Annotated in this window: 19 protein-coding genes; 9 read left to right on the top strand and 10 right to left on the bottom strand. The window is 71.4% G+C overall.

The features are described 5' to 3' along the window. Window positions 1–20: 20 nt before the first annotated feature. Genes ACIQPR_RS33065 through ACIQPR_RS33055 form a run of 3 tightly spaced genes read right to left on the bottom strand, consistent with a single transcriptional unit; the run spans window position 21 to window position 4,457 of the window. Entirely contained in the window at window positions 21–1,184 is a 1,164-nt protein-coding gene (locus tag ACIQPR_RS33065; RefSeq protein ID WP_403655740.1) for an ABC transporter substrate-binding protein, read from the bottom strand. A gap of 31 nt (window positions 1,185–1,215) precedes the next feature. Beyond that, on the bottom strand, window positions 1,216–2,955 hold the full coding sequence (locus ACIQPR_RS33060; protein ID WP_403655738.1) for a thiamine pyrophosphate-binding protein: 1,740 nt from the start codon (window positions 2,953–2,955) through the stop codon (window positions 1,216–1,218). Continuing rightward, the gene (locus ACIQPR_RS33055; protein ID WP_403655736.1) at window positions 2,952–4,457 is read right to left on the bottom strand and encodes an aldehyde dehydrogenase family protein; all 1,506 of its coding nucleotides are present in this window, start codon (window positions 4,455–4,457) and stop codon (window positions 2,952–2,954) included. Before ACIQPR_RS33055 ends, ACIQPR_RS33060 begins: the two co-directional genes overlap by 4 nt. A 154-nt stretch (window positions 4,458–4,611) precedes the next feature. Between ACIQPR_RS33055 and ACIQPR_RS33050 the strand changes: the two genes are divergently transcribed. From ACIQPR_RS33050 to ACIQPR_RS33030, 5 genes are all read left to right on the top strand, one after another. After that, entirely contained in the window at window positions 4,612–5,394 is a 783-nt protein-coding gene (locus ACIQPR_RS33050; protein ID WP_403655734.1) for an IclR family transcriptional regulator, read from the top strand. Between the two features lie 43 nt (window positions 5,395–5,437). Next, the gene (locus ACIQPR_RS33045) at window positions 5,438–6,643 is read left to right on the top strand and encodes a CaiB/BaiF CoA transferase family protein (protein WP_403655732.1); all 1,206 of its coding nucleotides are present in this window, start codon (window positions 5,438–5,440) and stop codon (window positions 6,641–6,643) included. After that, window positions 6,640–7,461, top strand: coding sequence for a citryl-CoA lyase (locus ACIQPR_RS33040; RefSeq protein ID WP_403655730.1), 822 nt, complete (start codon window positions 6,640–6,642; stop codon window positions 7,459–7,461). The genes ACIQPR_RS33045 and ACIQPR_RS33040 overlap by 4 nt, the downstream gene beginning before the upstream one ends. Before the next feature lie 151 nt (window positions 7,462–7,612). Then, window positions 7,613–9,769 carry a PQQ-binding-like beta-propeller repeat protein gene (locus ACIQPR_RS33035; protein WP_403655729.1) on the top strand — a complete coding sequence of 719 codons (2,157 nt, stop codon included), beginning with the start codon at window positions 7,613–7,615 and terminating at the stop codon, window positions 9,767–9,769. Between the two features lie 14 nt (window positions 9,770–9,783). Beyond that, window positions 9,784–10,758 (top strand): ThuA domain-containing protein, encoded by a 975-nt coding sequence (locus ACIQPR_RS33030; protein ID WP_403655727.1) that lies wholly within the window; start codon window positions 9,784–9,786, stop codon window positions 10,756–10,758. Window positions 10,759–10,775: 17 nt separating this feature from the next. Here ACIQPR_RS33030 and ACIQPR_RS33025 read toward each other — a convergent pair whose 3' ends face one another. After that, window positions 10,776–11,942, bottom strand: coding sequence for a BTAD domain-containing putative transcriptional regulator (locus ACIQPR_RS33025; RefSeq protein WP_403655725.1), 1,167 nt, complete (start codon window positions 11,940–11,942; stop codon window positions 10,776–10,778). 284 nt (window positions 11,943–12,226) lie between these two features. On the opposite strand from ACIQPR_RS33025, the gene ACIQPR_RS33020 reads away from it, so the two are divergent. Then, window positions 12,227–13,885, top strand: a complete 1,659-nt coding sequence (locus ACIQPR_RS33020) for a peptidoglycan-binding protein (RefSeq protein WP_403655723.1) — start codon at window positions 12,227–12,229, stop codon at window positions 13,883–13,885. Window positions 13,886–13,924: 39 nt separating this feature from the next. Here ACIQPR_RS33020 and ACIQPR_RS33015 read toward each other — a convergent pair whose 3' ends face one another. Beyond that, entirely contained in the window at window positions 13,925–14,617 is a 693-nt protein-coding gene (locus ACIQPR_RS33015; protein ID WP_403655722.1) for a TetR/AcrR family transcriptional regulator, read from the bottom strand. Between the two features lie 124 nt (window positions 14,618–14,741). Here ACIQPR_RS33015 and ACIQPR_RS33010 point away from each other — a divergent pair, with 124 nt between their 5' ends. Further along, complete coding sequence (locus ACIQPR_RS33010; RefSeq protein ID WP_403655720.1) at window positions 14,742–15,776, top strand: Gfo/Idh/MocA family protein; 1,035 nt, start codon at window positions 14,742–14,744, stop codon at window positions 15,774–15,776. Window positions 15,777–15,985: 209 nt separating this feature from the next. Beyond that, window positions 15,986–16,666, top strand: a complete 681-nt coding sequence (locus tag ACIQPR_RS33005) for a beta-glucanase (RefSeq protein WP_403655719.1) — start codon at window positions 15,986–15,988, stop codon at window positions 16,664–16,666. A 64-nt stretch (window positions 16,667–16,730) separates the two neighbouring features. On the opposite strand, the gene ACIQPR_RS33000 is transcribed toward ACIQPR_RS33005, so the two are convergent. The 4 genes from ACIQPR_RS33000 to ACIQPR_RS32985 form a co-directional block, all read right to left on the bottom strand. After that, the gene (locus ACIQPR_RS33000; protein WP_403655717.1) at window positions 16,731–17,555 is read right to left on the bottom strand and encodes an SDR family oxidoreductase; all 825 of its coding nucleotides are present in this window, start codon (window positions 17,553–17,555) and stop codon (window positions 16,731–16,733) included. Between the two features lie 82 nt (window positions 17,556–17,637). Beyond that, window positions 17,638–18,108 carry a VOC family protein gene (locus ACIQPR_RS32995; protein WP_403655715.1) on the bottom strand — a complete coding sequence of 157 codons (471 nt, stop codon included), beginning with the start codon at window positions 18,106–18,108 and terminating at the stop codon, window positions 17,638–17,640. Between the two features lie 204 nt (window positions 18,109–18,312). After that, on the bottom strand, window positions 18,313–19,035 hold the full coding sequence (locus tag ACIQPR_RS32990; RefSeq protein WP_403655713.1) for a response regulator transcription factor: 723 nt from the start codon (window positions 19,033–19,035) through the stop codon (window positions 18,313–18,315). 87 nt (window positions 19,036–19,122) lie between these two features. After that, a complete protein-coding gene (locus ACIQPR_RS32985) occupies window positions 19,123–20,238 on the bottom strand; it encodes a LacI family DNA-binding transcriptional regulator (RefSeq protein ID WP_403655711.1) in 1,116 nt (371 codons plus the stop codon). 114 nt (window positions 20,239–20,352) lie between these two features. Here ACIQPR_RS32985 and ACIQPR_RS32980 point away from each other — a divergent pair, with 114 nt between their 5' ends. Continuing rightward, window positions 20,353–22,539, top strand: coding sequence for a glycoside hydrolase family 36 protein (locus tag ACIQPR_RS32980; protein WP_403655709.1), 2,187 nt, complete (start codon window positions 20,353–20,355; stop codon window positions 22,537–22,539). Between the two features lie 81 nt (window positions 22,540–22,620). Here the strand turns inward: ACIQPR_RS32980 and ACIQPR_RS32975 are convergent, their stop codons facing one another. Then, window positions 22,621–24,579: a glycoside hydrolase family 127 protein gene (locus tag ACIQPR_RS32975; RefSeq protein WP_403656461.1), complete on the bottom strand. Its 1,959-nt coding sequence runs from the start codon at window positions 24,577–24,579 to the stop codon at window positions 22,621–22,623. Between the last annotated feature and the right edge of the window lie 91 nt (window positions 24,580–24,670).

The raw sequence follows: 24,670 nt of genomic DNA, 5'->3' as shown, positions 1-24,670 counted from the left end.
CGTGGCCGGATGCCGGACGACTACTGCTGCGCGACGAGCTTGCCGTCGCTGATGACGCCGATCGTGGTCTTGGTGATGCCGACCCCGGTGGTGTCGTAGGCGAAGTCGCCGAGCAGGCCCTGGTAGGCGGTGGCGCGGATGGCGTCCGCGAGGGCCTTGCCCGTGGCGGCCTTGCTGGTCTTGAGGGCGGTGAGCAGGATGTTGGCCCCGTCGTAGGCCTTGGCTCCGTGCAGTTCGGCGTCCTTGCCGTACGCGGCCTTGTAGGCGGCGGCGAACTTCTTCGAGGCGTCGCTCGCGTCGTTGCTCAGATAGGGCGAGCTGACGATGGTGCCCTCGACGGCGGCCTTGCCCGCGGTGTCGATGAAGACGGGGGTGCCCTGCGGTGCGGCGCCCGCGAAGGGCGCGGTGATGCCCAGGTCGCGGGCCTGCTTGACGATCAGGCCGGCCTCGACCTCCTCGGAGCCGATGAACACGACCTGGGGCTTCTTGGAACGGATCTTGGTGAGGGCGGCGCTGAAGTCCTTCTGGTCGGTGGTGACCACCTGATCGGTGGACGGCGAGACGCCAAGTCCCTTGGCGGCCTTGAGGAACGCGTCGTGCTCGCCCGTCCCGAAGGAGCCGTTGTTCGTGATCATCGCGATCTTCTTGTAGCCCTTGTCCTTGATCAGGTACTGGGCGAGCGTCGAGTCGTAGGTGGTGCTGGTCGGCCCGTTGAGGAAGAGGTACGGGCTCTTCAGTTCGACCAGCTTGTCGGACTGGCCGGAGGTGATGTTGGGGATCTTCGCCTGCTGGAGCACCGGTGCCATGGCGATGGTCACCGCGCTCTCCGCCGTACCGAGCATGGCGACGTACTTCTCGTCGGCCAGTTTGCGGGCGATGTTGGTGCCGGCCGTCGGGTCGCCCTGGTCGTCGAAGAGCTTCAGCTGGATCTTGCGGCCGTCGATGCCGCCCTTCTTGTTCCACTCGTCGACGGCGAGCTTGGCGCCCTTGTACTCCCAGTCGCCGAGCGAGCTGAGCTGTCCGCTCTGCGCGTCGACGACCGCGATCTTGATGGGGCCCGAGGACGCCTTGCTGTCGCCGCCGGAGTCGCCGGGCGCGCTGCACGCGGCGAGGGCCGCGGTCAGTACGACCGCCGTGCAGAGGGTGGCGCGGGTCGTGGTGGATGGTCCTGGGATGCGGCTCATGAAGGTCACCTCGTCCTGGCAGAAGGGGAGTTCAGTCGGTGAAGGACCCGCGGTAGATGTCCTTGATGTTCCAGTGGCCGGGTGTCGGCACGGGTTCGTTGACCATCGGTACGTCGATGACGGCGGGCCGGCGTCGCGCGAGGGCGTCGGCGAGGGCCTTGGCGAGGTCGGCGGGGGTGGTGACGGTGTGTCCGTCGGCGCCGCAGGACCGGCCGAACGCCGCGAAGTCCGGGCTGTAGGGCCGCCCTTCGGCATCCTTGAACTCGCAGCCGTAGGAGCGTCCGAACGAGGCGGTCTGAAGGTCGGCGATGGTGCCGTGGGCGCGGTTGTTCATCACCACGAAGACGACGGGCAGCCCTTGTTCGACGGCCATCGGTACCGCGGGCAGCTGGGCGCTCATGCCGCCGTCCCCGATGAGCGCGACCACCACGCGGTCCGGCTGGGCGATCTGCACGCCGACCGCGGCGGCCGGTCCGAAGCCCATGGTGGACGCTCCGCCCGGGGTGATGAACCGTCCCGCGTCGGGGAGTTGATAGCACTGGGCGACGCCGTTCTTGTTCCAGCCGACGTCGGTGACGAGCACCGCGTCGTCGGGCAGCGCGTCCCGCAGGTCGGCGAGGATGCGCTGCGGGCGCAGCGGGAAGTCCTCGCTGCGTCCGTCCCGGCGGGCGGTGTCGAAGACGGCGCGCCGGGCGGTGGCGATGCTCGTACGCAATCCCTCCCTGCGCACGGGCTCGGGCCTCGCGGTCCGTACGGCGGCGCCGACGGCGCGGAGCGCGTCGCCCGCGTCCGCCACGGCACCGATCTCGACGGGGTAGTTGCGGCCGATCTCGGCGGGGTCGATGTCGATCTGGAGGAGCCGGCTCGGCGGGAAGTTCCAGGTGTACGCGGGATCCCAGGAGCTGGCGTCGGTCTCGGCGAACCTGGTGGCCAGCGCCAGGACCACGTCGGCGCCCTTGGTGTGGTCGTGTGTCGTCTCCAGTCCCCAGAAGCCCGGCATGCCGAGCAGCAGGGGATGGCTGTCGGGCACGACGCCCTTGCCCATCAGGGAGTGCGCGAGCGGGATGTCGAGGTGCTCGGCGAGGTCCAACAGGGCCTGGCGGGCCGCTGGTTGACGCAGGCCGCCGCCGAAGTAGATCAGCGGGCGTTCGGCGTTCAGCAGTGCCTCGGCGATACGTCCGGCGGTGGCCGGGTCCAGGGCCGGGAGCGGGGCGCCTCCGGGCAGCGGGTGCTCGCCCGCGTACGGCTCGACCTGTCGGCTCCACAGGTCCATCGGCACGTTGAGGAGTACGGCCCCCGGTCGCCCGGAGGTCGCGGTCCAGAACGCCCGCTCGGTGGTGCGGGCCAGGTCGTGGACCCGGTGGACGTGCCAGGCGCGCTTGGTGAAGGGGCGGTAGATCGCGGTCTGGTCGGCGTCCGCGTGGAGGTTGACCTCCTGGTGCGGGTGGCGGCCGTGGTAGTAGGAGGGGATGTCGCCGGAGATGACGACCAGGGGGATCGAGTCGAGGGCGGCGGTGGCGACTCCGGTGACGGCGTTCATCATGCCGGGGCCGACGTGGGTGAGCAGGACGCCGGGTTTCCCGGAGGCGCGGGCGTAGCCGTCGGCGGCGTGGGCGGCGGCCTGTTCGTGCCGGGCGATGACGAACTCGATCGGGCTGGGGCCGAGCGCGTCGAGCAGGGCGATGTTGGTGTGGCCGCAGGTGCCGAAGACGAACTCGACGCCGTACGACTCCAGTTGGCCGACCAGGGCCTCGGCCGCGGTGACGGTCATGCGCCGGTCCCTTCGTCGAGGGTGGTCGCGTCGCCCCAGACGGACAGGCCGCGCAGCACGAGGGTCTTGAGGACGGTGTAGTCCTCGATCATCGAGCGGGGGGTCTCGCGGCCGAAACCGGAGTCCTTGACCCCGCCGAACGGGACATGGTCGAGGCGGTAGTTGGAGCTGCCGCCGGCGATGAGCGCGCCGGTCTGCAACTCCCGCCAGGCGGTGACGACTCGGCCCAGGTCGCGGGTGAACAAGCCTGCCTGGAGGCCGTAGTTGCTGGCGTTGCAGGCGTCGATGACCGCGTCGAAGTCGTCGTACGGGAGCACCGCGACCAGTGCTCCGAAGACCTCGTGGACGACGACGGAGGCGGACTCGGGCGGTCCGGCGACGATGGTGGGCGCGGCGGTGGCGCCGTCGCGGGTGCCGCCGCGCAGCAGCCGGGCGCCGCAGGCGGCGGCCTCGGCGGACCAGCTCACCACGCGTTCGGCGGCCTCCTCGTCGACCATGGAGCCCACGTCGGTGGCCGGGTCGAGCGGGTCGCCGACCTTCAGGGTGTCGACGGCGGCGGCGAAGGCGTCGAGGAAGTCGTCGTAGCGGGAGCGGTGGACGTAGACGCGCTGGACGGAGATGCAGCTCTGGCCGGAGTTGCTGTATCCGGTGCGGGCGCACTCCTTGGCGGCCCGGGCGATGTCGGCGTCCTCGCAGACGATCGTGGCGGCGTTCCCGCCGAGTTCGAGGACCAGACGTTTGGCTCCGGCGGCCCGCGCGACGGCCCGGCCGCTGGCCGCGCTGCCGGTGAAGCTGATGACGGCGACCTCGTCGGCCGCGCACAGCGGCGCGCCGACCTCGGCGCCGCCGTGCAGCAACTGCACGGCCTGCGGGGGCAGTCCGGCCTCCAGGAGCAGCGCCACGATCGCGGCGGTGGCGGCCGGTGCCTGGGGCGGGGCCTTGACGAGGGTGGTGTTGCCGGCGGCGAAGGAGGCGCCGAGTTTGTGGGCGAGCAGGTTGGCGGGGGCGTTGAACGGCGTGATGGCGAGGGCCACTCCGGCCGGCGCCCGGTAGGTGAGGGCGGTGTTGCCGATGCCCCGGGCCCAGCCGGCGACGGGCAGGTTCTCGCCGCCGATGTGCCGGGCCTCGGACGCGCACACCGCGAAGGTGTCCGCCACGCGGTCGATCTCGCCGCGTCCGTCCTTGACCGGCTTGCCCAGTTCCAGGGCGAGCAGCCGGGCCAGTTCGTCGCGGTGCGCGAGGGCGGCGCGGGAGGCCCGGTCCAGGATGTCGGCGCGGGCGGCGGGGGCGAGCCGGGCCACGGCACGGGCCGAGGAGCGGGCGTAGCCGAGTGCCCGGGACACGTCCGCGTCGGTCGCGTGGGTCGTACGGCTGACAACTCGGCGCAGATACGGCCCTGTTCGGGTGACGGCCGGGCCCTCGCCGCCCCACTGGCCCGCGATGTACGGGGGCGCGTCGGCCACCGTCGCGTCCGCGCCGGCCTTGAGGAGTGAATCCAGCATGAGACCTCCGGGAAAACCGCTCAGTGGTACCGGTGGACTGCTCTGTGGGTCGGCGTGTAACGTACGGGCGCCAACTCGCGGTGGCAAGAGGACAGTTCGAGGAAGTTTCCGAGGGCGGTCCGTGGGGGCGGCCCGGCACGGAGGGAGAAGGCGCGTGGACGGGACCGAGCAGGAGCAGTCGGCCGAGGCGACCGGAGTGCGCAGTGTGCGCAGGGCCCTGGACATCCTGGGGCTGCTGACCGAGGATCGGCCGACCGTCACATTGCGGGAGATCGTCGACTCCACCGGTCTGGCGAAGACCACGGCGGTGCGTCTGGTCCAGACCCTGGAGCAGTGCGGTCTGCTGTGGGACACCCCGGCCGGATACACCGCGGGACCCGGCCTGTGGCGCTGGGCCCACCTGGCCCGGACGAGCTGGGAACTCCCCCGCGAGACACGCAAGTTGATGCGGGAACTGGCCGAGGAACAACAGGAGACGGTCAACCTCTTCATGCTGCGCGGACTGGCCCGGGTCTGTGTCGCGCAGCAGGAGAGCCCCCAGCCGCTGCGCCATGTGGTGCGGGTCGGCGACGAACTCCCGCTGTGGGCGGGCGCCTCGTCGAAGATCCTGCTGCGGACGGCCCCGGACAGCCTGCTGGAGCGGATCGCCGCGGACTCGCCGCACGGCGAGGGGCACGCCCGGCAGTTGCGGGTGTGGGCGGACATGGCGGCGGAGCGCGGTTTCGCGGTCAGCCGGGGCGAGCGCGACGAGGGGCTGACGGCCGTGGCCGTGCCGGTCCTCGGCCGCACCGGAGCCGTGGTCGCCGCGCTGTCGCTCAGCGGCCCCAGCCACCGTTTCCCCGAGGCCGTCGTCCAGCGTTTCGCCGACGCGCTCGCCGCCGTCTCCCGGCAGCTGTCCGAGCAGGGCTTCGACCATCCGCTCAGTCCGACGAAATAGCCCCCTGGGAATCCCTCGCAGAAACCTCAGAAGGAGCCGGTGCATGCCCGAACGACCGCTCTCAGGAATCCGCGTACTCGATCTCACCAATGTGCTCGCAGGACCGTATTGCAGTTACCACCTGATGCTCCTCGGCGCCGAGGTCGTCAAGGTCGAACAGCCGGGCAGAGGCGATCTCGCCCGGAATCTCGGCCCCGACCCGGAGCTCAACCGCGCCGGTATCGGCGCCTCCTTCCTGGCGCAGAACGCCGGCAAGAAGTCCCTCGCCCTCGATCTCAAGGACCCCGCGGACCGGGCCGACTTCGAGGACCTGGTGCGCGGCGCGGACGTCCTCCTCGACAACTTCCGGGCCGGGGTGCTGCCCCGCATGGGGTACGGCGCCGCCCGGCTCGCCGAGCTCAACCCGCGCCTGGTGAGCTGCGCGATCACCGGCTTCGGGCAGACCGGGCCGATGAGCGGGGCGCCCGCCTACGACCAGATCATCCAGGGCCTGTCCGGGATGATGAGCATCACCGGCACCACCGACACCGCGCCGCTGAGGGTGGGATTCCCGGTCTGCGACTCGCTCGGCGGACTCGGCGCGGCCCTCGCGATCAGCGCGGCGCTCCTCGGGCGGGAGCGGACCGGGCAGGGCGTACGGCTGGACGTCTCGATGCTGGAGGTCTCCCTCTCCGCGATGGGCTGGGCCGTCTCCAACTACCTGGTCAGCGGGGTGGATCCGGAACCGATGGGAGATCAGAACGCGACCGCCGCGCCTTCGGGGACGTTCGAGACCGCGGACGGCGGACTGAACATCGCGGCCAACCGGCAGGAGCAGTTCGTCACGCTCTGCCGACTCGCGGGGCTGCCCGGACTGGTCGACGATCCGAGGTTCGCCGAGCGCGAGGCGCGCAAACGGCACCGTGCCGAGCTCAACAACGAACTCAACGCGGCGCTGCGCCGCAGGACCGCCCTGGAGTGGGAGCGGACGCTGTCCTCGGCCGGGGTCCCGGCCGCGCGCGTGCTGACGGTTCCGGAGGCCGTGGCGCTCGAACAGCTCGCGCACCGGGGCTTCTTCACCGAACTGCCCTACCCGGACGGTTCGGACCGCACCCTGCGGGTCAGTGGCAACGGTGTCCTCGTGGACGGCGTGCCCCTGCCGCCGACCTCACCGCCTCCGCTGCTGGACCAGCACGGCGAGGAACGCGGCCCGCTCATCGCCCGCTGGCGGGCGCACGGCCGTACGGCCGCCGAGACGCCGGCCTCATGACCACGGGGCCGCAGGACGGCCTGGTCGCCCAGTGGTGGGCCACCGCCGTCAGCCGGATCGAACCCGGCGTCATCGAACTGCGCGAGCACCCGGTCCAGGACCTGATCGGCCGTACCACCTTCGTGGAGACGATCTGGCTGCTGCTCCGCGGCGAACTCCCCTGCCCCGAACAGGCGCGGCTCCTGGAGGCGGCCCTGGTGGCGGGTGTCGACCACGGCCCGCAGGCGCCCTCGATCGCCGCCGCCCGGATGGCGGCCACCTGCGGGGTGGGCCTCAACAGCGCGGTGGCCACCGGGGTGAACATGCTCGGCGACGTCCACGGCGGAGCCGGTCAGCAGTGCGTGGAACTGCTCACCGAGATCACCCAACAGCACGCTCAGGGCGGCGAGTTCGAGCTCGTCGCGGCCGAGGTGGTCGACAGGTGGCGGTCCCGGTCACGCTATCTGCCGGGCTTCGGCCACCGCTTCCACCCCCGCGACCCGCGCCGCGACCCGCTGCTCGCCCTGGTGGACCGCGCCGTGGCCGACGGGCTCGTCGAGGGCGCCCATCTGCGGGCCGCCCGCGCCGTCGAGTCGTACCTCAACCGCGGGCGCGAGGGGAAGAAGCCCGTGCCCATGAACATCGACGGGGCCACCGCCGTCATCTACGCCGAACTCGGCTTCGCGGCGCCGCTGGCCCGCGGCCTCTTCGTGCTCAGCCGCAGTGTCGGCATCCTCGCGCACGCCTGGGAGGAGACCGGGCAGGGCCGGCGCAACAAGAGCCCGATGCCGCCGTCCATGGTCCCGGTCCACCTGGCGGTACCAACTCGGCGCGCCTAGAACCCGGTTGGCACACCTTCCACAAAACCTTCTGCCGCACGTCTTGTCACGCGCGGACGCCGTCCCTAACGTGACGCTCCATCACACGGAACCGTTCTACGGGTTCTGCGAACCATCTAGTGGACCTTGATCGAATCGAGGGAACTCAACGATGGAAAGACGCTCCTTCCTCCTGTCGGCCGCGGCGGGCAGCGCTGCCACGGTCTCCGCCCTGACCTCCACCGCCGAAGCCACCCCCGGCTCCCCCGCGCTGGCACTCCCCGTACCGGCCCAGTCCGCCGCGCTCGGCACCACGGGAGCCGACTGGCCCAAGGTGGGCGGCAACTACGGCAACCAGAACCACTCCACGCTCCGCGCCATCACCCCCAAGAACGTCAAGAAGCTCGGCGGTGCCTGGCACATCAACCTCGAAGGCGGTTCGACCTCGGCCTACCAGCAGTGCACGATCGTCGTGCAGGACGGTGTGCTGTACGTCGAGACCACCCAGCAGAACGTCTTCGCGGTCAACGGCCGTACGGGCGAGGTCATCTGGAGGACGAACCTCGGCACGGAGACCACCAACATGCGCGGCGTCGCCGTGGCCGAGGGCAAGGTCTTCACCATCTCCGGCGCCAACATCGTCTACGCCCTCGACCAGCTGACCGGCGCGGTCCGCTGGCAGAAGCCGCTCATCGTGGACGACAACGGCGGTGACGGCGGGTGCAGCAACGACAGCGGCCAGTGCGGCGGCAACAGCGGCGGACTCGCCGGCGCGGTCGTCCACTTCGACGGTCTGATCTACGTCGGCACCGAGGGCTCCACGGCCGGCGCCCGCGGCCGGGGCTACGCCCTCGACGCGAACACCGGTGACGTCGTGTGGACCTTCTGGGGCCCGCCCGGCCCCGGCGAGTTCGGACACGACACCTGGGAGGGCGACTCCTGGAAGACCGGCGGCGCGGTCCCCTGGATCCACCCGGCGGTCGACCCCGAACTCGGCCTGGTCTACTGGACGTTCGGCAACCCCTACCCCCGTACGGACGGCTCCTCGCGCGGCGGCGACAACCTCTTCGCCAACTCAATCGTCGCGATCGACGCCAAGACCGGCGAACGGCGCTGGCACTTCCAGTCCGTCCACCACGACATCTGGGACGCCGACAACGTCATGGCGCCCGTCCTGGCCGACCTCCTCGTCGACGGCAGACGGCGCAAGGTCGTCGTGTACGGCTCGAAGACCTGCTGGTTCTACATTCTCGACCGGCGCACCGGCGAGGCCCTGCACGGCATGGAGGAGCGCGCGGTCCCCCAGCACGCCGAGCACAAGACCTCGCCCACCCAGCCGTTCCCCGGCGGCGAGCCCTTCACCGACCCGTTCCCGCGCCTCGACAAGGCGACCAGACCGGTGCCGTTCTACCCGGTGGGCGGCCTCTACTCGGTCTTCTGGGACCGGGCCACGATCATCTTCCCCGGCGCGGGCGGCGGCGGAGACTGGGGATTCCCCTCCTTCAGCCCGCGGACCGGCTACGTCTACATCGGCTACGGCCTGGTCAACTCCTCCTACTCCAACACCCACGGCGGCCGGGTCAACACCGCCCGTCCGCTGGGGGAGTTGTTCGGCGGCGGGCTGGTCGCCATGGACCCGCGCACCAACACGGTCGCCTGGCGCAAGGAGGGCGACTGGTCGCTCGCGCACGGCAACGGCATCCTCACCACCGCGGGCCGGGTGCTGTTCCAGGGCCGCCCGGACGGTGTCCTCGAAGCGATGGACGACACCAGCGGCGCGACCCTGTGGACCTGGCAGTGCGGCGCCGGGGTGAACACCATCCCCGTGTCGTACGAGATCGACGGCGAGCAGTACGTCGCCGTGCTCGCCGGGGGCAACGGCCTGCCGTTCCCCGACATCCCCAAGGGCGACCACCTGTGGGCGTTCAAGCTCGGCGGCAAGGTCGCGCCCGCCCCGGCGCCCACCCCGCCCTCCCGCCGCAACCAGATCCGGGTCGCCGCCGTGACCGGCGCGACGGCGCACAACACCGTCACGCTCGGCCGGATCTGGAGCAGCGGCAGCAACTCCCCCGGCGCCGCCGAGAACACGGTGGCCCAGAACGCCATGGCGCCCCAGTACCTCACCGTGCCGGTCGGCACCGAGGTCACCTTCACCAATCCCGCCGACAACAAGCAGGCGCACGGGGCGGCGGCGTTCTTCGACGCCGAGTTCGACACCGGGCTGCTGATGCCGGGCCAGTCGGCCACGCACACCTTCGCCACGGCCGGCGAGTACTTCTACAACGACCCGGCCTTCCCCCAGTCCACCGGCAAGATCGTCGTCCAGTGAGGGGACCGACTGTCATGACGGCAAGAACCCGCACCCCGCTGGCCGTGGCGCTGGCGATCGTCCTCGTCGCCCTGGCCGCCTTCTTCGGCGGCCGGTACCAGGCCGCCGCGCAGTCCCGGCCCACCGGCGCCCAGGAACTCGGCGACCCCGACTACGGCGTCTGCCGCGGCACCGACCCCAAGTGCTACCACGACTGGAGGAACTTCACCCCGGCCGCCGACGGCTACAAGGTGCTCCTCTACACCCGCACCGCCGGTCCGCGCCACGCCGACCTCGGCCCGGCCCTCGGCACCGGCCTGGACCCGGCGCTCACCGCCGCCAACGTCGTGCAGAACGCGATCGTCAAGCTCGGCCAGGACAACGGCTTCTCCGTCGACTGGACCGAGGACGTCACCCAACTGGCCACCCCCGCGCAGCTGTTCAAGTACAACGCGGTGATCTTCTTCTCCACCAGCCGTGACACCCTCGACGACGCGGCGCAGACCTCGCTGCGCCAGTACGTCCGGGGCGGCGGGGGCTTCGTCGGCATCCACAACGCGTTCGGCACGGAGTACAACTGGCCCTGGTACGAAGGCCTGTTGGGCGGTGCGAACTACTACGACCACGGTCCCGAGCAGGCCGGCACCATCGTCGTCCAGGACCGGCACGACGCCTCCACCGAGGGTCTTCCGGCCCGCTGGAACTTCACCGACGAGTGGTACAACCTCGTCCCGGCCCCGTCCAGGGTGCGGCTGCTCGCCACCGTCGACGAGTCCACCCTGCTCAAGGGTGTCACCGGCAGCATGGGCCATCCCGGGCACGGCAAGGTCCACCCGGTGGCGTGGTGCCAGTACTACGACGGGGGCCGCGCCTGGCTCACCACCCTAGGGCACGACGCCAAGGACTTCAGCACCGACGGTTCCTTCCCCGGCGCCGCGCAGTTCCAGAAGCTGATCCTCGGCGGCATCGAGTCCGCGATGGGCAAGGCCCCCTTCTGCCAAGGGCGTTGACGCAGCTCCGTGCCTTGTCACAGACGCGCGGCACCGGCGGCGTCACGGGGAACCGGCCGCTCCGTCGTCGCCCTCGGAGGTTCGTGGTGGGTTCGCGGCAGGACGGCGCACGTCCATTCCACGGTGCGGTTCACCAGCGTCTGGAGTCCGGCCGAGAGCGCCTCCAACTCGGCCATGGCGAACGGCGCGTCCGCGACGATCCTCCGTGGTGCGGTGTGCCGGGCCGCCGTCTGCTCCACCCCCGTCATGAGCCTGTCGGCGCTCATTGCCGGAAGCACGTCACGTTCAGCGGTGGTACCGGCCAGCATCTCGCCCGCGAAGCGCAGCACCATTTCCAGGGAGGCGGCCTGGTGCAGCAGGTGTCCCAGGGTGGTTCCGACGTCCGTCGCGGGGAAGGGAGGGGCGTGCTCCGCGCAGCGGTGGCCGCACCTGTCGACGGCGCCGGATCCCGGCCGGGGGTGGTCGGACGCCAGCAGCCGGGCGCGCAGGGCACGCAACTCGGGTCCCGCCCCGATGCCCAGTTCGGCGCGGAGGAGGCGGTCCCCGTCCTGGTACGCCTTCAACGCGTCGGCGCGGCGCCCGCAGCGCCACAGGGCGGTCATCTCCAGCACACGCAACTGCTCGCGCAGCGGATGCTCGGCCACCAGCCGGGTCAGCTCGCCGACCAGCCCGTCCGTGCCGCCGCTCTCCAGCCGCGCTCCGAACATGGCCTCGACGGCGGCGAGCCGCATCTCCTCCAGCCGGGCCGCCTCCACGCGCAGCGCGACGGTGACCGGCGCGCCCAGCGCCGGACCGCGCCACAGGCCGAGCGCCTGATCCAGGGTGTCGCCGGCCGCCTGGTACCGCCCTTCGGCGGCCTGGGCGCGGCCGAGGGCGGTCAGGGCCTGAAAGCGGTGCAGGTCCAGCTTCCCGTCGCCCGGTTGGAAGAGGTATCCGCCGGGCCGGGTCGTGATCACCTCGGCGGTGCCCGGCCGGTGCAGGATCTGGCGCAGCCTGGCCACATAGCTCTGCACCAGTTTGGCGGCGGTCCTCGGCGGATCCTGGCCCCACACGGCGTCGATGAGCCGCTCGGGCGACACCACCGTCCCCGCGTCGAGCAGTCCGGCGATCAGTAACGCGGCCGGCTTGCGGGCGATGGCCGGAAGGCGGCGTCCGGCCGCCCACACCTCCAGCGGTCCGAGCACACGGAACTCCACGCTTGCCCCCCAAAGCCGTTCTCAGATGGGCAACTGGCCTCGGTCCGTGGCCAGTTGCCCGCTCAGCGCAGAGACACGATGCCGTACGCCGAGCCCGTGACGCCAGAGGCATAAGGGGCGGGACCGTACGGGACTGCGCCACCGCTGCACCCGGGCTGCACCGGCACTGCACCGCCGTCGGACACCGTGGTGCCGGGGGCGCGTGTGACGCGGGTCAGTCGACCACCGAGAAGCAGTCCTCCGCTGATCCGTCGAAGGAGATCCTCGCAGCCATGAGACACATATGTCATGCCCCTGTTGACAGTGCGGCCGTCCCGCAGCGCCGGGCCGGAGCGGGGCCGCGCGGCGGGAAACAGCGGTGGCGGTCCAGAGTCGTCGTCCCCGCCACCTTCCTCGCCGTGCTGTCGGGCGGCACCGTGCTCGGCGCCACGCCCGCGGCGGCGGCACCGGCTCCCGTCAAACTGACCTCGTCCTCCTGCCCGACCACCATCCAACAGGGTCAAGTGAGCGGCTGCGTCACCGAGTTGCAGAACCTGCTCAACGCCCATGGCGCCGGCCTGGTGGTCGACGGGGAGTTCGGCGCCAACACGCTGTACGCGGTGCGCACGTACCAGTCGGCCACCGCCATCGCCGTGGACGGTCTGGTCGGCCCGCAGACGAAGTCCAAGCTGTACGCGACCGGGGGCTCGGCGCCCGCGCCGATCAACCTGAACTCCTCCTCCTGCCCGGCGAACGTCATCCAGGGCCAGAAGAGCGGCTGCGTCACCGAACTCCAGCGCCTGCTGCGGCACTTCGGCTACTCGGTCGAGGTCGATGGCGAGTTCGGCACGGAGACGTACACGGCGGTCCGCAGCTTCCAGTCCGCGCGCGGCCTCACCGTCGACGGACAGGTCGGCACGAACACCAAGACCGCGCTGTACAACACGGACGAGTCGGGGTCGACGGGCCTGGACCTGCGCTCGGCGTCCTGCCCGTCGAACATCGTCGAGGGCCAGACCGGCGGTTGCGTCTCCACCTTGCAGGCCCTGCTCAACGGCAAGGGCCAACACATCGCGGTCGACGGCGAGTTCGGCCCCGCGACGCTGGCCGCGGTGAAGTCGTTCCAGACGTCGGCGAACCTCTCGGCGGACGGCGAAGTCGGACCGAACACCAAGGCCGCGCTGTACTCCAACATCAGCGGCGGCGGAGGCAACGGCGCCCCCGCGCCGATCAACCTCACCTCCAGTTCGTGCCCCGCGAACATCGTGCAGGGCCAGAAGAGCGGCTGCGTCACCGAGTTGCAGAGCCTGCTCAACCACCACGGGGCGGATCTCGCCGTGGACGGCGACTTCGGTCCGCTGACCGACGCGGCGGTGCGCGACTTCCAGTCCGAGAAGGGCCTGTCGGTCGACGGTCAGGTCGGCACGAACACCAAGGCCGCTCTCTACGGCGCCGTCACCCCGCCCACCACGACACCGCCCGGCGGCGGCTACAGCAACATCCTCGCGGTCGCCGAGGCGGAGCTCGGCACGAAGGAGGGCAGCGCCCGGGCGAACAGCTACGGATCGGCTGTGGGCATGTCCTCGTCCACGAGCGGCTACGCCTGGTGCGCGACCTTCGTGAGCTGGGTGGCCAAGCAGACGGGCGCCTCCTCCTACCGCAGCACCTATGTGGTGGGCTGGGTCAGGCAGGCCAGGGCCGGCAACTACCACCTCTCGGTGACGACCAGCCCCCAGCCCGGCGACATCGTGGCCTTCGACTGGGACGGGGGCAACGACTACACCGGCGGCAATGAGCACATCGGCTTCGTCCGCACGGTGAACGGCTCCAGCTTCACCACCGTCGAGGGCAACACGGGCAACCCCGACAACGGCGGTGCCAACGACGGCGTCTACAGCAAGACCCGTTCGACGAACAGCAGTTACGACGTCCTGTTCATCCGCGTCCGCTGACCACCCGTGCACGGCGTCCCGTTCGTCGAACGGGACGCCTCAGTCCGCGGACGTCTCCAGCGGGGCCGGCGGGGCCGTCACCCGCTTGGCGAGGAATTCGCGCATACGCTCCTCCACTGCCTCGAACTGCCGGCCCGGGGCGGCGAAGCCGCGGAAGAGGGTCGTGCAGTACTCGTGGGAGAGGGACTCCGCGTCCCACTCGCCGTCGAGTTTGACCCACTGGTAGGTGTGGTTGTGCATGTTGAGGAACTGGAGCGTGGCCAGCCTCGGGTCCTGCTCGCGGAACGAACCGTCCTCCATCGCGAGCACGAGCAGCCCCTGCACGATGTCCTCGAACTCCTGGCGCTGCTTCAGCAGCCGCGCCAGGTTGGCACCGTCCAGGTTCCGGTAGTCGTGCTCGTAGACCCAGACGTGATCGAGCCGGGCGAGGATGTTCTCCACCAGTGTCTGCGACAGCATCCGCAGTCTCAGGACCGGGTCCTCCTCCACGTCCGCGATGCGGTGCGCGGAGGCCAGCAGGGGGCGCATGACCCGGTCCTGGATCTCGACCAGAAGGTTCTCCTTCGAGCCGATGTAGTAGTACAAGGCGCCCTTCGCCAGTCCGACCACGGCCCCCAGCTCGACGATGCCGGTCGCGGCGTAGCCCTTCCGCGCGAACAGGGCCGCCGCCTTGTCGATGATGTCCTGCCGTCTGACCTCGTAGTCCGGGCCGTGTCCTGGTGGTCTCGCCATAAGACATCACTTTAACGACCTCGCGCACGGTCGGCGGTGGCACACCGGACCGTGATCGTCGGTGATGGTCGTACGAGGGGGACCGCCGCCGGTTCCGTGCGCGCGCTACGGCACACTCACCCGCATGACCACCACTCTCCGGATCGGCCTCCTCGGGGCGGCGACCATCGCGCCGGCAGCACTGATCAAGCCGGCGAGGCGGAACCCACGCGTCACGGTGACCGCGGTCGCGGCCCGGGACCGAGGACGCGCCGAGGCCTTCGCGCGGAAACACGACATTCCCGTAGTGCACTCCGACTACGAAGCGCTGCTCACCGATCCGCAGATCGACGCCGTCTACATACCGTTGCCGAACGCCCTGCACGCGCACTGGACGCTCAAGGCCCTCGACGCGGGCAAGCACGTCCTGTGCGAGAAGCCGTTCACCGCCAATCGCGCCGAGGCCGAACAGGTCGCCGAGGCGGCCGACGCCGCCCACGCACGCACCGGTCTGATCGTGATGGAGGCCTTCCACTACCGGCACCACGCCCTGTCCGCACGACTGCTGGAGATCGTGCGGAGCGGGGAGTTGGGAACCCTGCGCCATATCGAGGCCGAGGTGTGCTTCCCGCTGCCCCGCTTCGACGACATCCGCTACGACTACGGCCTGGCGGGCGGCGCCACCATGGACGCGGGCTGCTACGCCGTGCACGTCGCGCGGCTGCTGGGCGGAGCGACCCCGGAAGTGACGGCCGCGCACCTGCTCACCCTGCGCAAGGACCCTCGTATCGACCGCGCCATGGAAGCCGAACTCGCCTTCCCCGGCGGGGCGACCGGACGGCTCCGCGCATCCATGTGGTCGCGCCGGGTGCTGTCGATCCGGGCCCGAGCAATCGGTTCGCAAGGCGAACTGACGGTCACCAACTTCCTGATGCCGCAGCTGCACCACCGGCTGACGGTCCGCACCACGAGCGGCCCGGACCGCCCCACCACCCGGCACGAGCGGGTGGCACGCCAACCATCCAGCTACGCCTGCCAGTTGTCGGCCTTCGCCGCGGCCGTTCTCGACGGCGACCCGGTGCTGACCTCGGCCCGGGACGCCGTCGAGACCATGGGAGTCATCGACGGCATCTACCGCACGGGCGGTCTGCCGCCTCGCGGCGAGGCCGGTCCGTCCTGAGTCGCTCGGCAGCATCTCCTGAAGCGACGCTGCCGGCGTGCGGCGGGAGAGTTCGTTCGTGTGCCACGCAGGCGTTCGGCCGCGCGCGCCGGGCGCGTCACCCGCAGGTGCGAGGAAGCGCCCGGCTTGCAGGGCCGCCGCATGGCCGGCTGCGCGGCCGGGCAGCACTGCGGCACACGACGCCATGTCCCGCACCGAGGGAGCCGTATGTGACCGATGTCGTCTTCACGGCCGATTTCACCTCCACCCGCCAATGGCTGGCCGGACATTCCTGGGCCTATCCGGACGGCGGCCCGACCAACCCCGGCGACAACAAGCTCGACCGTCTCACCCCCGACCCGGCCTACTCCCGCACCGGGACCTTCCGCGCCACCCGCAGGACCGACGGCTCCTGGGACACCGGGCTGCTGACCACCGAGGGCAGCGACGAGGCCTTCACGCTCCGCACCGGCGACCGGCTCAAGGCCCGCGTCCAGCTGCCCACCGGCATGGGCGCCTGGCCGGCGATCTGGACCTGGCGCGACGGAGGCAACGAGATCGACGTCTTCGAGTACCACCCCGACAACCCCGACCTGCTGGAACTCACCAATCACGTCCGCGAGAGCCACATGTACCTGCACCACCCGGCGGTGAGTCCGGGCGCCGTCATCGACCTCGGAGTCACCTTCGGCCGACGCAGCGTCGTCTGGACACTGAACGGGCAGCGGGTCTTCGCCGACGGGCGGGGCGTCGGATCGACCTGGCACGCCTACCTCATCGTCAACCTCTCCGTCTGCGCCGGCCTCTACCACCCCCGCCCCGACCCCGAGACCACGGAACTGTCCTACCGGGTCGAGAGCCTGACGGTGCAGCGGAGCGTGACGGCGCACGCAGCGGAGCCGGGAGCATGACGGGTGCGGAACTCTCCCAGCAGTCACTTGGGCACGCGCTCGTGACTGCCGGGGCGGCCTGCCGTCAGCGGTCCCGCACGGCCGCGTAGACCCCGCCGTCGACCAGGATCTCGACGCCGTTGAGGAAGCTCGCTCCGTCGGAGAGCATGAACGCCACGACAGCGGCGACCTCGTCCGAGCCGCCGGTGCGGCCGAGCGGTGTCACGTCGATGAGCTTCTGCATCGACGTCTGCTGGGCCGCTTCCTGGCGGCCCTGCGGGGTGTCGATGATGCCCGGCGCGAGCGCGCACACCCGCGCGCCGGCGGGTCCCAGCCGTACCGCTTCCTTGCGCGCGAAGCGGGCCACTCCGTGCTTGGCCCACGGGTAGGCCAGCGTGGACTGTTCGATGCCCGGTCCGACGGCCTCGCGGATCCGGTCGAGGAAGTCCTCCCGCAGCGGCTCGTCCAGGATCGCGCCGACGGCGGGATCGGGGTCGACGCCCGCGAGCAGGTGGGACATCGAGGAGAAGTACACGTGCGCGGTGCTCTTGGTGGCCAGGGGGCGCAACGCCTCGGCCAGGAGCGCGGTACCGATGAGGTCGACCTCGAAGACACGACGCCAGTCGGCCATGGTGGGCGATATCCCGGCCGCGTGGGCGACGGCACGCAGTTCGCCGAGTTCGGCGACGCGCTCGGCGAGCCGGGCCAGCCCCTCCCGGTCGGTGATGTCGAGGCCGAACGCCTCCGCGTGCGCCCTGCCGACCGCGCCGTTGAGGTGCTTCGCGACGGCTTCCGCGCTGTCCGCGTCCCGGTCGACGAGCAGCAGCACGTCCACCGCGTCGACGAGGTGTCGCGCGCACGCCTCTCCCATACCGCGTCCCGCGCCGGTGACTATCCCTACAGTCGTCATGCGTAACTCCTTGGTGAAATGGTGGTCTTCGTGTTCGGCCGCGACCTGGCGGCAAGGGCCCCAGCACGGGCCCCAGCGGGCCCTATGAGACCCAGCACCGCTCCATCGACGGCCGGACGGCCCTGCTGACCAGTTCGACACGGAAGCCCGTCGCGCCGGCGCTGCGGAGGAACGCGAAGAAGAGCCCTCCGCCGGGTGCCTCGCGGGTCGCTTCGGTCACGTAGCCGTGCCGTTCAAGGTCGGCGACGTCCGCCGCGACGTCGTCGGACCAGTAGCCGAGGTGATGGATTCCGGAACCGGGCGTCGGCTCCCACAGGGTCCCCGGGACCTTTCGGACGATCTCCAGGCGGGTTCCGGTACCCGAGGACCGGGCGTAGGCGCACTGGAAGTCGACGACCGAGTTCCCTCCCGACAGAGCGACCTCGGCGGGCCCGCCCATGTCCTCGCACCAGTCGAACCCGAAGAGCTTCGAGAGCTGATGTTTCGTCGCGTCGAAGTCCTCCGCGACGATCCCTATGTGGAACTGGTCCGCGGGCTTGAGGGTGCCGGCCATGGCGTCTCCCGGTCGGTCGGACTCCCGGGCCGGACGAGGACCAGGAGCCGTACGGTCGCTGTACCCGCATGGAAACGGGTACGGCTGACACCTCTCGGACGCCTTCCGGACATTTCCCGGACGTGACGGCCGTCACTCCCCCGGCCTCGACGGCCAGGTGATCCGGTGTTCGAGAGATCCGGTGATCCCGTGATCCGGCGTGCCTCAGCCCCGCGAGTGCCCGAGCCAGTAGCCGAAGCCCCGGCGCGTGTGGATCAGCGTGGGTTCCCCCTGGTCGACCTTGTGCCGCAGGCGGGAGACGAGCTTCTCGATCGCCTCGTTGGCCCGGAACTCGCCCCAGACGTACCGGCTGATCTGCTCCTTCGACAGCACCCGCTCGGCGTTGGCCATCAGGTGGCGCAGCAGCCGGTATTCAGCGGGGGTCAGCCCCAGCGGCCTGGCGCCCCGCCAGGCCTGGCAGTCCGCGTCGCTCAGGACCAGGTCGCCGTAGCCGCCGACCTCTCCCGAACCGGCCGCGGTGTTCCGCTCTCGCAGCAGGACCTGGACCCTGGCCAGCACCTCGTTGGTCCTGAGGGGTTTGATCACGTAGTCCTCCCGCCCCCGGCCGAGCACGGGCAGCAGCGAGTGGAGATAGTCGCAGGTGATCAGATAGAGCAGCGGCGGAAGATCCTCGGCCGCGATGCGACGGCCCCGGGCGATGTCCTTCAGGTCCGGCAGCATGGCGTCCCAGATCACCAGGTCGAACCGGCGCCGGACAACCCGCTCGACCCCCTCGAAGCCGGTTCCCGCCGTGCCCGCGACGGTGTACCCGGCGAGTTCCAGCGTGGTCGTCAGCAGATCGGTCTCCCGGACGTCCTGCCCGACGATCAGTACGTCTCCTCCGCCGTTGCGGGACAGTGCCCGCTGCCCTCCGGGGTTCACTCGCATGGCAGGCCCCTTCGTGGTGGCACAGGAACCACCAACCCTAACAGGAGCTTGCCTAACTCAAGCAAAAGCGTCCGGGGCGCCCGGCCGTCAGCGCGGCGCGCGCACCGACTGGCGGATCACGAGCTGGGTGCTCAGCACGACGTGGTCGTCGCCGCTGATGCGCTCCGTGCTGCCCAGCGCGAGCCGCACCGCCGTACGGCCGAGGTCCTCGTACGGGACCCGGACCGAGGTGAGGGAGGGGACGAGGTCCGCGGCGAAGGGGACGTCGTCGTAGCCGACCACCGAGACGTCGGAGGGGACGTCCAGTCCGGTGTCGCGCAGGGCGGCGAGCGCCCCGAGGGCGACCATGTCGGTGCCCGCGATGACGGCCGTGAAGTCCAGTCCCGCCTTGAGGGCGTCCCGTGTGCGCTGATAGCCGGAGACGCGGGTGTAGTCACCGGGTACGTCGAGTTCCTCGGCGTACGGCAGTCCGTGCGCGCGCAGGGCGTGCAGGTAGCCTTCCCGCCGCTGCATGCCCGTGCTCAGCCGGGGGTCGGCGCCGAGGAAGAGGGCGCGCCGGTGGCCCTGGACGAAGACGTGGTCGGCGGCCTGGAAGGCGCCGCCGCGGTTGTCGTAGTCGACGACGGTCACGGGCAGGTTCCCAGGCAGCGGCGGGCGGCCGACCAGCACCAGCCTCGATCCGGCGGCGTCCAGGGCGCGCGCGTACTCGCCCATGCGCCGGAAGTAGTCCTCGTCCTGCACCGTGCCGCCGACCAGCACGACCGCCGCCGCGTGCTGCTCGCGCATCAGCTGCACCAGGTCGTCCTCGCGCCCCGGATCCCCGTGGGTGGCACAGACCAGGCTCAGCCGGCCGCGCAGCGCCGCCTCCTCCTCGACGCCCGCGGCGACATGCGCCAGCGAGGGCCCGGTGATGTCGCGCAGGACCAGGGCGATGGGGCCCGCGACCTTCCCGGACAGTGCCTTGGCGTGGACGTTCACCACATAGTGCAGCTCCTCCACCGCGGCCATGACCCGGTCTCTGGTCGCGGTGGAGACGGGGTAATTGCCCGCCAGCGTCCTGGAAACGGTTGCTACCGAGACACCGGCCCGTACGGCGACATCGCGGATGGTGCTCGGGCGATCACCAGCTGCGGCCTTCTTCCGTCGGCGCTTGGCAGTTCGGGGCTCGGCGCCCGCGTCGGAGTCGTTCCCGTTCACTGTCACACCGCGACGTTACTGCATTCGGCGCCCTTGCGACCCCTTCGAAGCGATTACTAGTGTGGCAAATACAGTAATCGTTTACCGCCCCGCATCCCGCACCCCATGGAGTCGTGCACCGTGTCCATCACCTTCCTCAGCTGGGGCACCGCCGAACTGTCCCTGCTCCTCTCCTACGACGAGGCCGGACCCGTGCGGGTGCTGGCGGCCGGCGAGGCCGCCGCGCTGCCCGACCCCGCCCGCGATCCCGAGGCCGTGGACCGGCTCGTACGCGCCGCCCTCCCCCTGGTCGAGGTCCAGACGACGGGTGGCGGGCGGCTCGGCACCTCGGGCAAGCGCCATGTGGACGGCGCCGCCGCCCGCGCCCTGCGCCACACGGGTCATGAGGAGTCGACCGGCGCCGACGGCACCCGGACGCTGCGCGTGCTGATGGCCGACGACGCGAGCGGTCTGCGCGTCACGGCCGTCTGCACCGTGCGCGAGGGCGTCCCCGTCCTGCGCACCGAGGCGTGCGTCGAGAACACGGGCGGGCGGCCGGTGGTCCTGGAGTACGTCTCCTCCTTCGTGCTCTCCAACCTCGCCCACGGCCTTCCCGAGGGCCGCCGCTGGGAGGAAGGCCTGTACCTGTGGACGGCGGCCAACCCCTGGAGCGGCGAGTTCCGCTGGTCCCGGACCACACTCGCGGAGCGCGGACTGTACGACGTCGGGATGGTGGCCTTCGGCCAGACGGGATCCAAGAACCGCGTCTCCCTGACCAGCACCGGCTCCTGGTCCTCCTCCGAACACCTCCCGATGGGCTGCCTGGAGGAGCCCACGACCGGCCGGGCCCTGCTGTGGCAGATCGAGCACAACGGCTCCTGGCACGCCGAACTCGGCGACCGCTTCGACGACGTCTATCTCGCGCTGTCCGGCCCGACCGACCAGGAGCACCAGTGGCGGCGCAAGCTGGCACCGGGGCAGTCCTTCCGTACCGTCCCGGCCTCCGTCGCCCTGGTGCCCGAAGGCGGTTTCGAGGCCGCGCTCGCAGCTCTGACCCTGCACCGCCGCCGTACCCGCCGGGCGCATCCCGACCACGTGGGCCTGCCGGTGGTCTTCAACGACTTCATGAACTGCCTGATGGGCGAGCCCAGTACGAAGGCGCTGCTGCCCCTGGTGGACGCGGCCGGGGCGGCCGGCGCGGAGGTGTTCTGCGTCGACGCGGGCTGGTACGACGACGAGCCGCCCGGCACGGTCGGTCCCGGGGGCGTGCCCGGCTGGTGGGACGCGGTCGGCGCCTGGGAGGAGTCCGCCTCCCGGTTTCCCGGCGGGCTCGGCGAGGTCATGGACCGGATCCGGGCGGCCGGGATGGTGCCGGGGCTGTGGCTGGAGCCGGAGGCGGTGGGCGTGCGCAGCCCCGTCGCGACCGCACTGCCCGACGAGGCCTTCTTCCGCCGCGACGGCATACGCCTCGTGGAGTGGGGGCGCCACCAGCTCGACCTGCGGCACCCGGCCGCCCGCGCCCATCTCGACGGCGTGGTGGACCGACTGGTCGAGGACTACGGCGTGGGGTATCTGAAGCTCGACCACAACATCGACATCGGCGCCGGTACGGACGGCGGCGACAGCCCCGGCGACGGTCTGCTCGGCCACAACCGTGCCTACCTCGACTGGCTGGACGGGGTCCTCGACCGCCACCCCGGCCTGGTCCTGGAGAGCTGCGCGGCGGGCGGCAGCCGCACCGACCACGCGATCCTCTCGCGGCTGCCGATCCACTCGGTCACCGACCAGCAGGACTTCCGGCTGCTGCCCGCGACAGCCGCCGCCGCGCCCACCGCGGTCACCCCGGAGCAGGGCGCGATGTGGGCGTGTCCGCTGCCCGAACACGAGGCGGCGGAACTCGGGACGGTCATGGTCTCGGCCCTGCTCGGCCGCGTCCACCTCAGCGGGCGCCCCGACCTGCTGGACCCCGCGCAGGCGGCCGTCGTGCGCCGGGCCGTGGAGACGTACAAGTCCTACCGGCATCTCCTGCCGAGCGCCCTGCCGCACTGGCCGCTCGGCCTGCCCGGGTGGCGCGACGGCTGGATCGCCCTCGCCCTGACCGGTGAGGACGGTACGACGCTGCTCGCGCTGTGGCGCCGTGACGGGGCCCCGGACACCCTGACCGTCCCGCTCCCTCGGCTCTCCGAACACGGCACTCCACGCGCCCTGTTCACGGCGGGACCGCAGCCCGCGTACACGTGGAACGGCCGGGAACGCACCCTGCGGGTGACTCTCCCGGCCGAGCGGTCGGCGGTGCTGCTGGCGTTCGGACCGACCGGGGCTGTGTGACCCAGGGTTCCCCGCGCCCCGGAAGGAGCGCGGGGAACCGTGCCGCCGGTCAGTGCGGCGCGGCAGTCGGACAGCCGGCCGTCACGGCGACCGGGGCGGGGCTGCCAGCGGCAACCAGACCCGCATGCCGCCTGCCTCACGGTTGGCCCACGCGTAGTACGGCACCGCGGTCACGGCGACGCTCTCGCCGGACCGCGTGTCCTCGGACGCAAGCGGCCGGTAGGGCCGGTCGGTGGGACCGTCCGGGGCGAGCACGCGTCCCTCGGCGCTCACCGTGCTGATGCCGCCGAGGAGTTGGGGCTGTCCGTGCACGGTCAGGGGCGCTCCCGGATCCAGCGTGACGTCGTCGGGGTCCAGGCCTGCGGGCTGGTCGGTCTGTTCCAGGCAGTAGACCAGTGGCCCCCGCTCGATCGCGGCGCAGCCCCGGACCGCGTCGACACGCGGGTCCGCGACGGTGAGCCGGGCCGGCATCGCGAGTTCGAGCCGGACGGTGTCGCCGGGGGCGAAGGCGCGGGTGACCCGCAGCCAGCCGGAGTCCGCCCGCTCCTCAAGCGCGGTGCCGTTCAGGGCGAGCGAGTACTCCGCGCACCACTCGGGCACGCGCAGCGCCAGGGTCATCGACGCGGTGACGGCCTCCTCGACGGTGACCGTCACCGTGCCGTCCCACGGGTAGTCGGTCACCACCCGCACGGCGAGGCCGTCGCCGCCGTAGACGCCCGTGGCGTACTGGTGGAGGTACAGGCCGTCGTCGCCGGTCGTGGCGAAGTAGTGCGGCAGGCTCGCGAGCAGGCGCATCACGTTGGGCGGGCAGCACGCGCAGCGGAACCAGGGGGTGCGGTGCGCGCTCTGGTCGCCGGGGCGTTCGTGCGAACGGGCCCGCCGGTGCAGCGGGTTGACGTACAGCCAGGTCCGTCCGTCGAGGCCGGTGCCGGCGAGGAAGCCGTTGAACAGGGTGCGCTCGACGAGGTCGGAGTAGCGGGCCTCGCCGGTGAGCAGGGCCATGCGCCAGGAGAAGTGGATCGAGGCGATGGCGGCGCAGGTCTCGGCGTAGGCGCGGTCGGCGGGCAGTTCGTGGGCATCGCCGAACGCCTCCCAGTCGTGCCGGGAGCCGACGCCACCGGTGAGGTAGGTCTTTGTCGCGGCCATGTCCCGCCACAACCGCCGTACCGCCGCGCCCAGTTCCGGGTCGCCGGTCTCGGCCGCCAGGTCGGCGGCCCCGGCCAGCAGGTAGAGCTGGCGTACGGCATGGCCGACGACCTCGGTGGCCTCGCGGACCGGGGCGTGGTCCTGCCAGAACTCCGGGCCGGGATCGCGGTCGTGGCCGCGGTCGTCCCCGGAGGACAGCGTTCCGTGACCGCGCCGGTCGAGCAAGTGGCGGGCGAGGTCCAGATAGCGCCGTTCCGATGTGGTCCGGTACAGCTCGACGAGCGCGGTCTCCACCTCGGGGTGGCCGCAGACCGAGTCGGCCCGCTTGCCGGGGCCGAAGACGGAGTGGATGTGGTCGGCGAGCCGGCGCGCCACCCGCAGGAGCCGGTCGGAGCCGGTGGCGCGGTGGTGGGCGACGGCGGCCTGGATGAGGTGCCCGGCGCAGTACAGCTCGTGGCCCCAGCCCGGTTCGGTCCACGGCTCGCCGCCGCCGAGCTGGTAGTAGGTCTGTAGATAGCCGTCCTCCCGCTGGGCGGCGGCGATCAGCCCGACGACGGTCTCGACCTCGGCGGCGAGTTCCTCGTCCGGGGTGTCCGCCAGCTGCCAGCACGCGGCCTCCAGCCACTTGTAGACGTCGGAGTCCTGGAACTGGAAGTCGCCTGCGAAGCCGGGGGTCTCGGGTCCGCCCTGGGGGTGCGGGAGCGCGGCGGCGCGGAAGTTGGCGAGGTTCCCGGCCGCCTCAAGCCGCTTCGGGCCCTCGGCGAGGGACACCTCGGCGTTGACCCGGCGCCGCTCGGCCCAGAAGCCGCCCTCGACCCGGGCCAGGACGGCGGGACGCGACGGGGACACGGCACCGGGGGTGGGACGGACCGGTCCGGAGAATGCGGTGTTCAGGGGAACCTCCGAGGAAGAGCAGCCGGGGCGGCGAAGAGCGTCACGCGCGTGCCGGAAAGGAGAGAGCTGGAAAGGAGAGAGAACGGGGGGA

This window comes from Streptomyces sp. NPDC091280, from assembly GCF_044768565.1.
Lineage (GTDB): Bacteria > Actinomycetota > Actinomycetes > Streptomycetales > Streptomycetaceae > Streptomyces.
Note: the sequence above shows the minus strand (reverse complement) of the source record. Positions and strands in the feature narration are given on the sequence as shown.

Coding starts and splice junctions, on each gene's coding strand:
- ACIQPR_RS33065 (WP_403655740.1), bottom strand. CDS start 1,184: ATGAGCCGCATCCCAGGACCATCCACCACGACCCGCGCCACCCTCTGC.
- ACIQPR_RS33060 (WP_403655738.1), bottom strand. CDS start 2,955: ATGACCGTCACCGCGGCCGAGGCCCTGGTCGGCCAACTGGAGTCGTAC.
- ACIQPR_RS33055 (WP_403655736.1), bottom strand. CDS start 4,457: ATGCTGGATTCACTCCTCAAGGCCGGCGCGGACGCGACGGTGGCCGAC.
- ACIQPR_RS33045 (WP_403655732.1), top strand. CDS start 5,438: ATGCCCGAACGACCGCTCTCAGGAATCCGCGTACTCGATCTCACCAAT.
- ACIQPR_RS33040 (WP_403655730.1), top strand. CDS start 6,640: ATGACCACGGGGCCGCAGGACGGCCTGGTCGCCCAGTGGTGGGCCACC.
- ACIQPR_RS33035 (WP_403655729.1), top strand. CDS start 7,613: ATGGAAAGACGCTCCTTCCTCCTGTCGGCCGCGGCGGGCAGCGCTGCC.
- ACIQPR_RS33030 (WP_403655727.1), top strand. CDS start 9,784: ATGACGGCAAGAACCCGCACCCCGCTGGCCGTGGCGCTGGCGATCGTC.
- ACIQPR_RS33020 (WP_403655723.1), top strand. CDS start 12,227: ATGAGACACATATGTCATGCCCCTGTTGACAGTGCGGCCGTCCCGCAG.
- ACIQPR_RS33015 (WP_403655722.1), bottom strand. CDS start 14,617: ATGGCGAGACCACCAGGACACGGCCCGGACTACGAGGTCAGACGGCAG.
- ACIQPR_RS33010 (WP_403655720.1), top strand. CDS start 14,742: ATGACCACCACTCTCCGGATCGGCCTCCTCGGGGCGGCGACCATCGCG.
- ACIQPR_RS33000 (WP_403655717.1), bottom strand. CDS start 17,555: ATGACGACTGTAGGGATAGTCACCGGCGCGGGACGCGGTATGGGAGAG.
- ACIQPR_RS32995 (WP_403655715.1), bottom strand. CDS start 18,108: ATGGCCGGCACCCTCAAGCCCGCGGACCAGTTCCACATAGGGATCGTC.
- ACIQPR_RS32990 (WP_403655713.1), bottom strand. CDS start 19,035: ATGCGAGTGAACCCCGGAGGGCAGCGGGCACTGTCCCGCAACGGCGGA.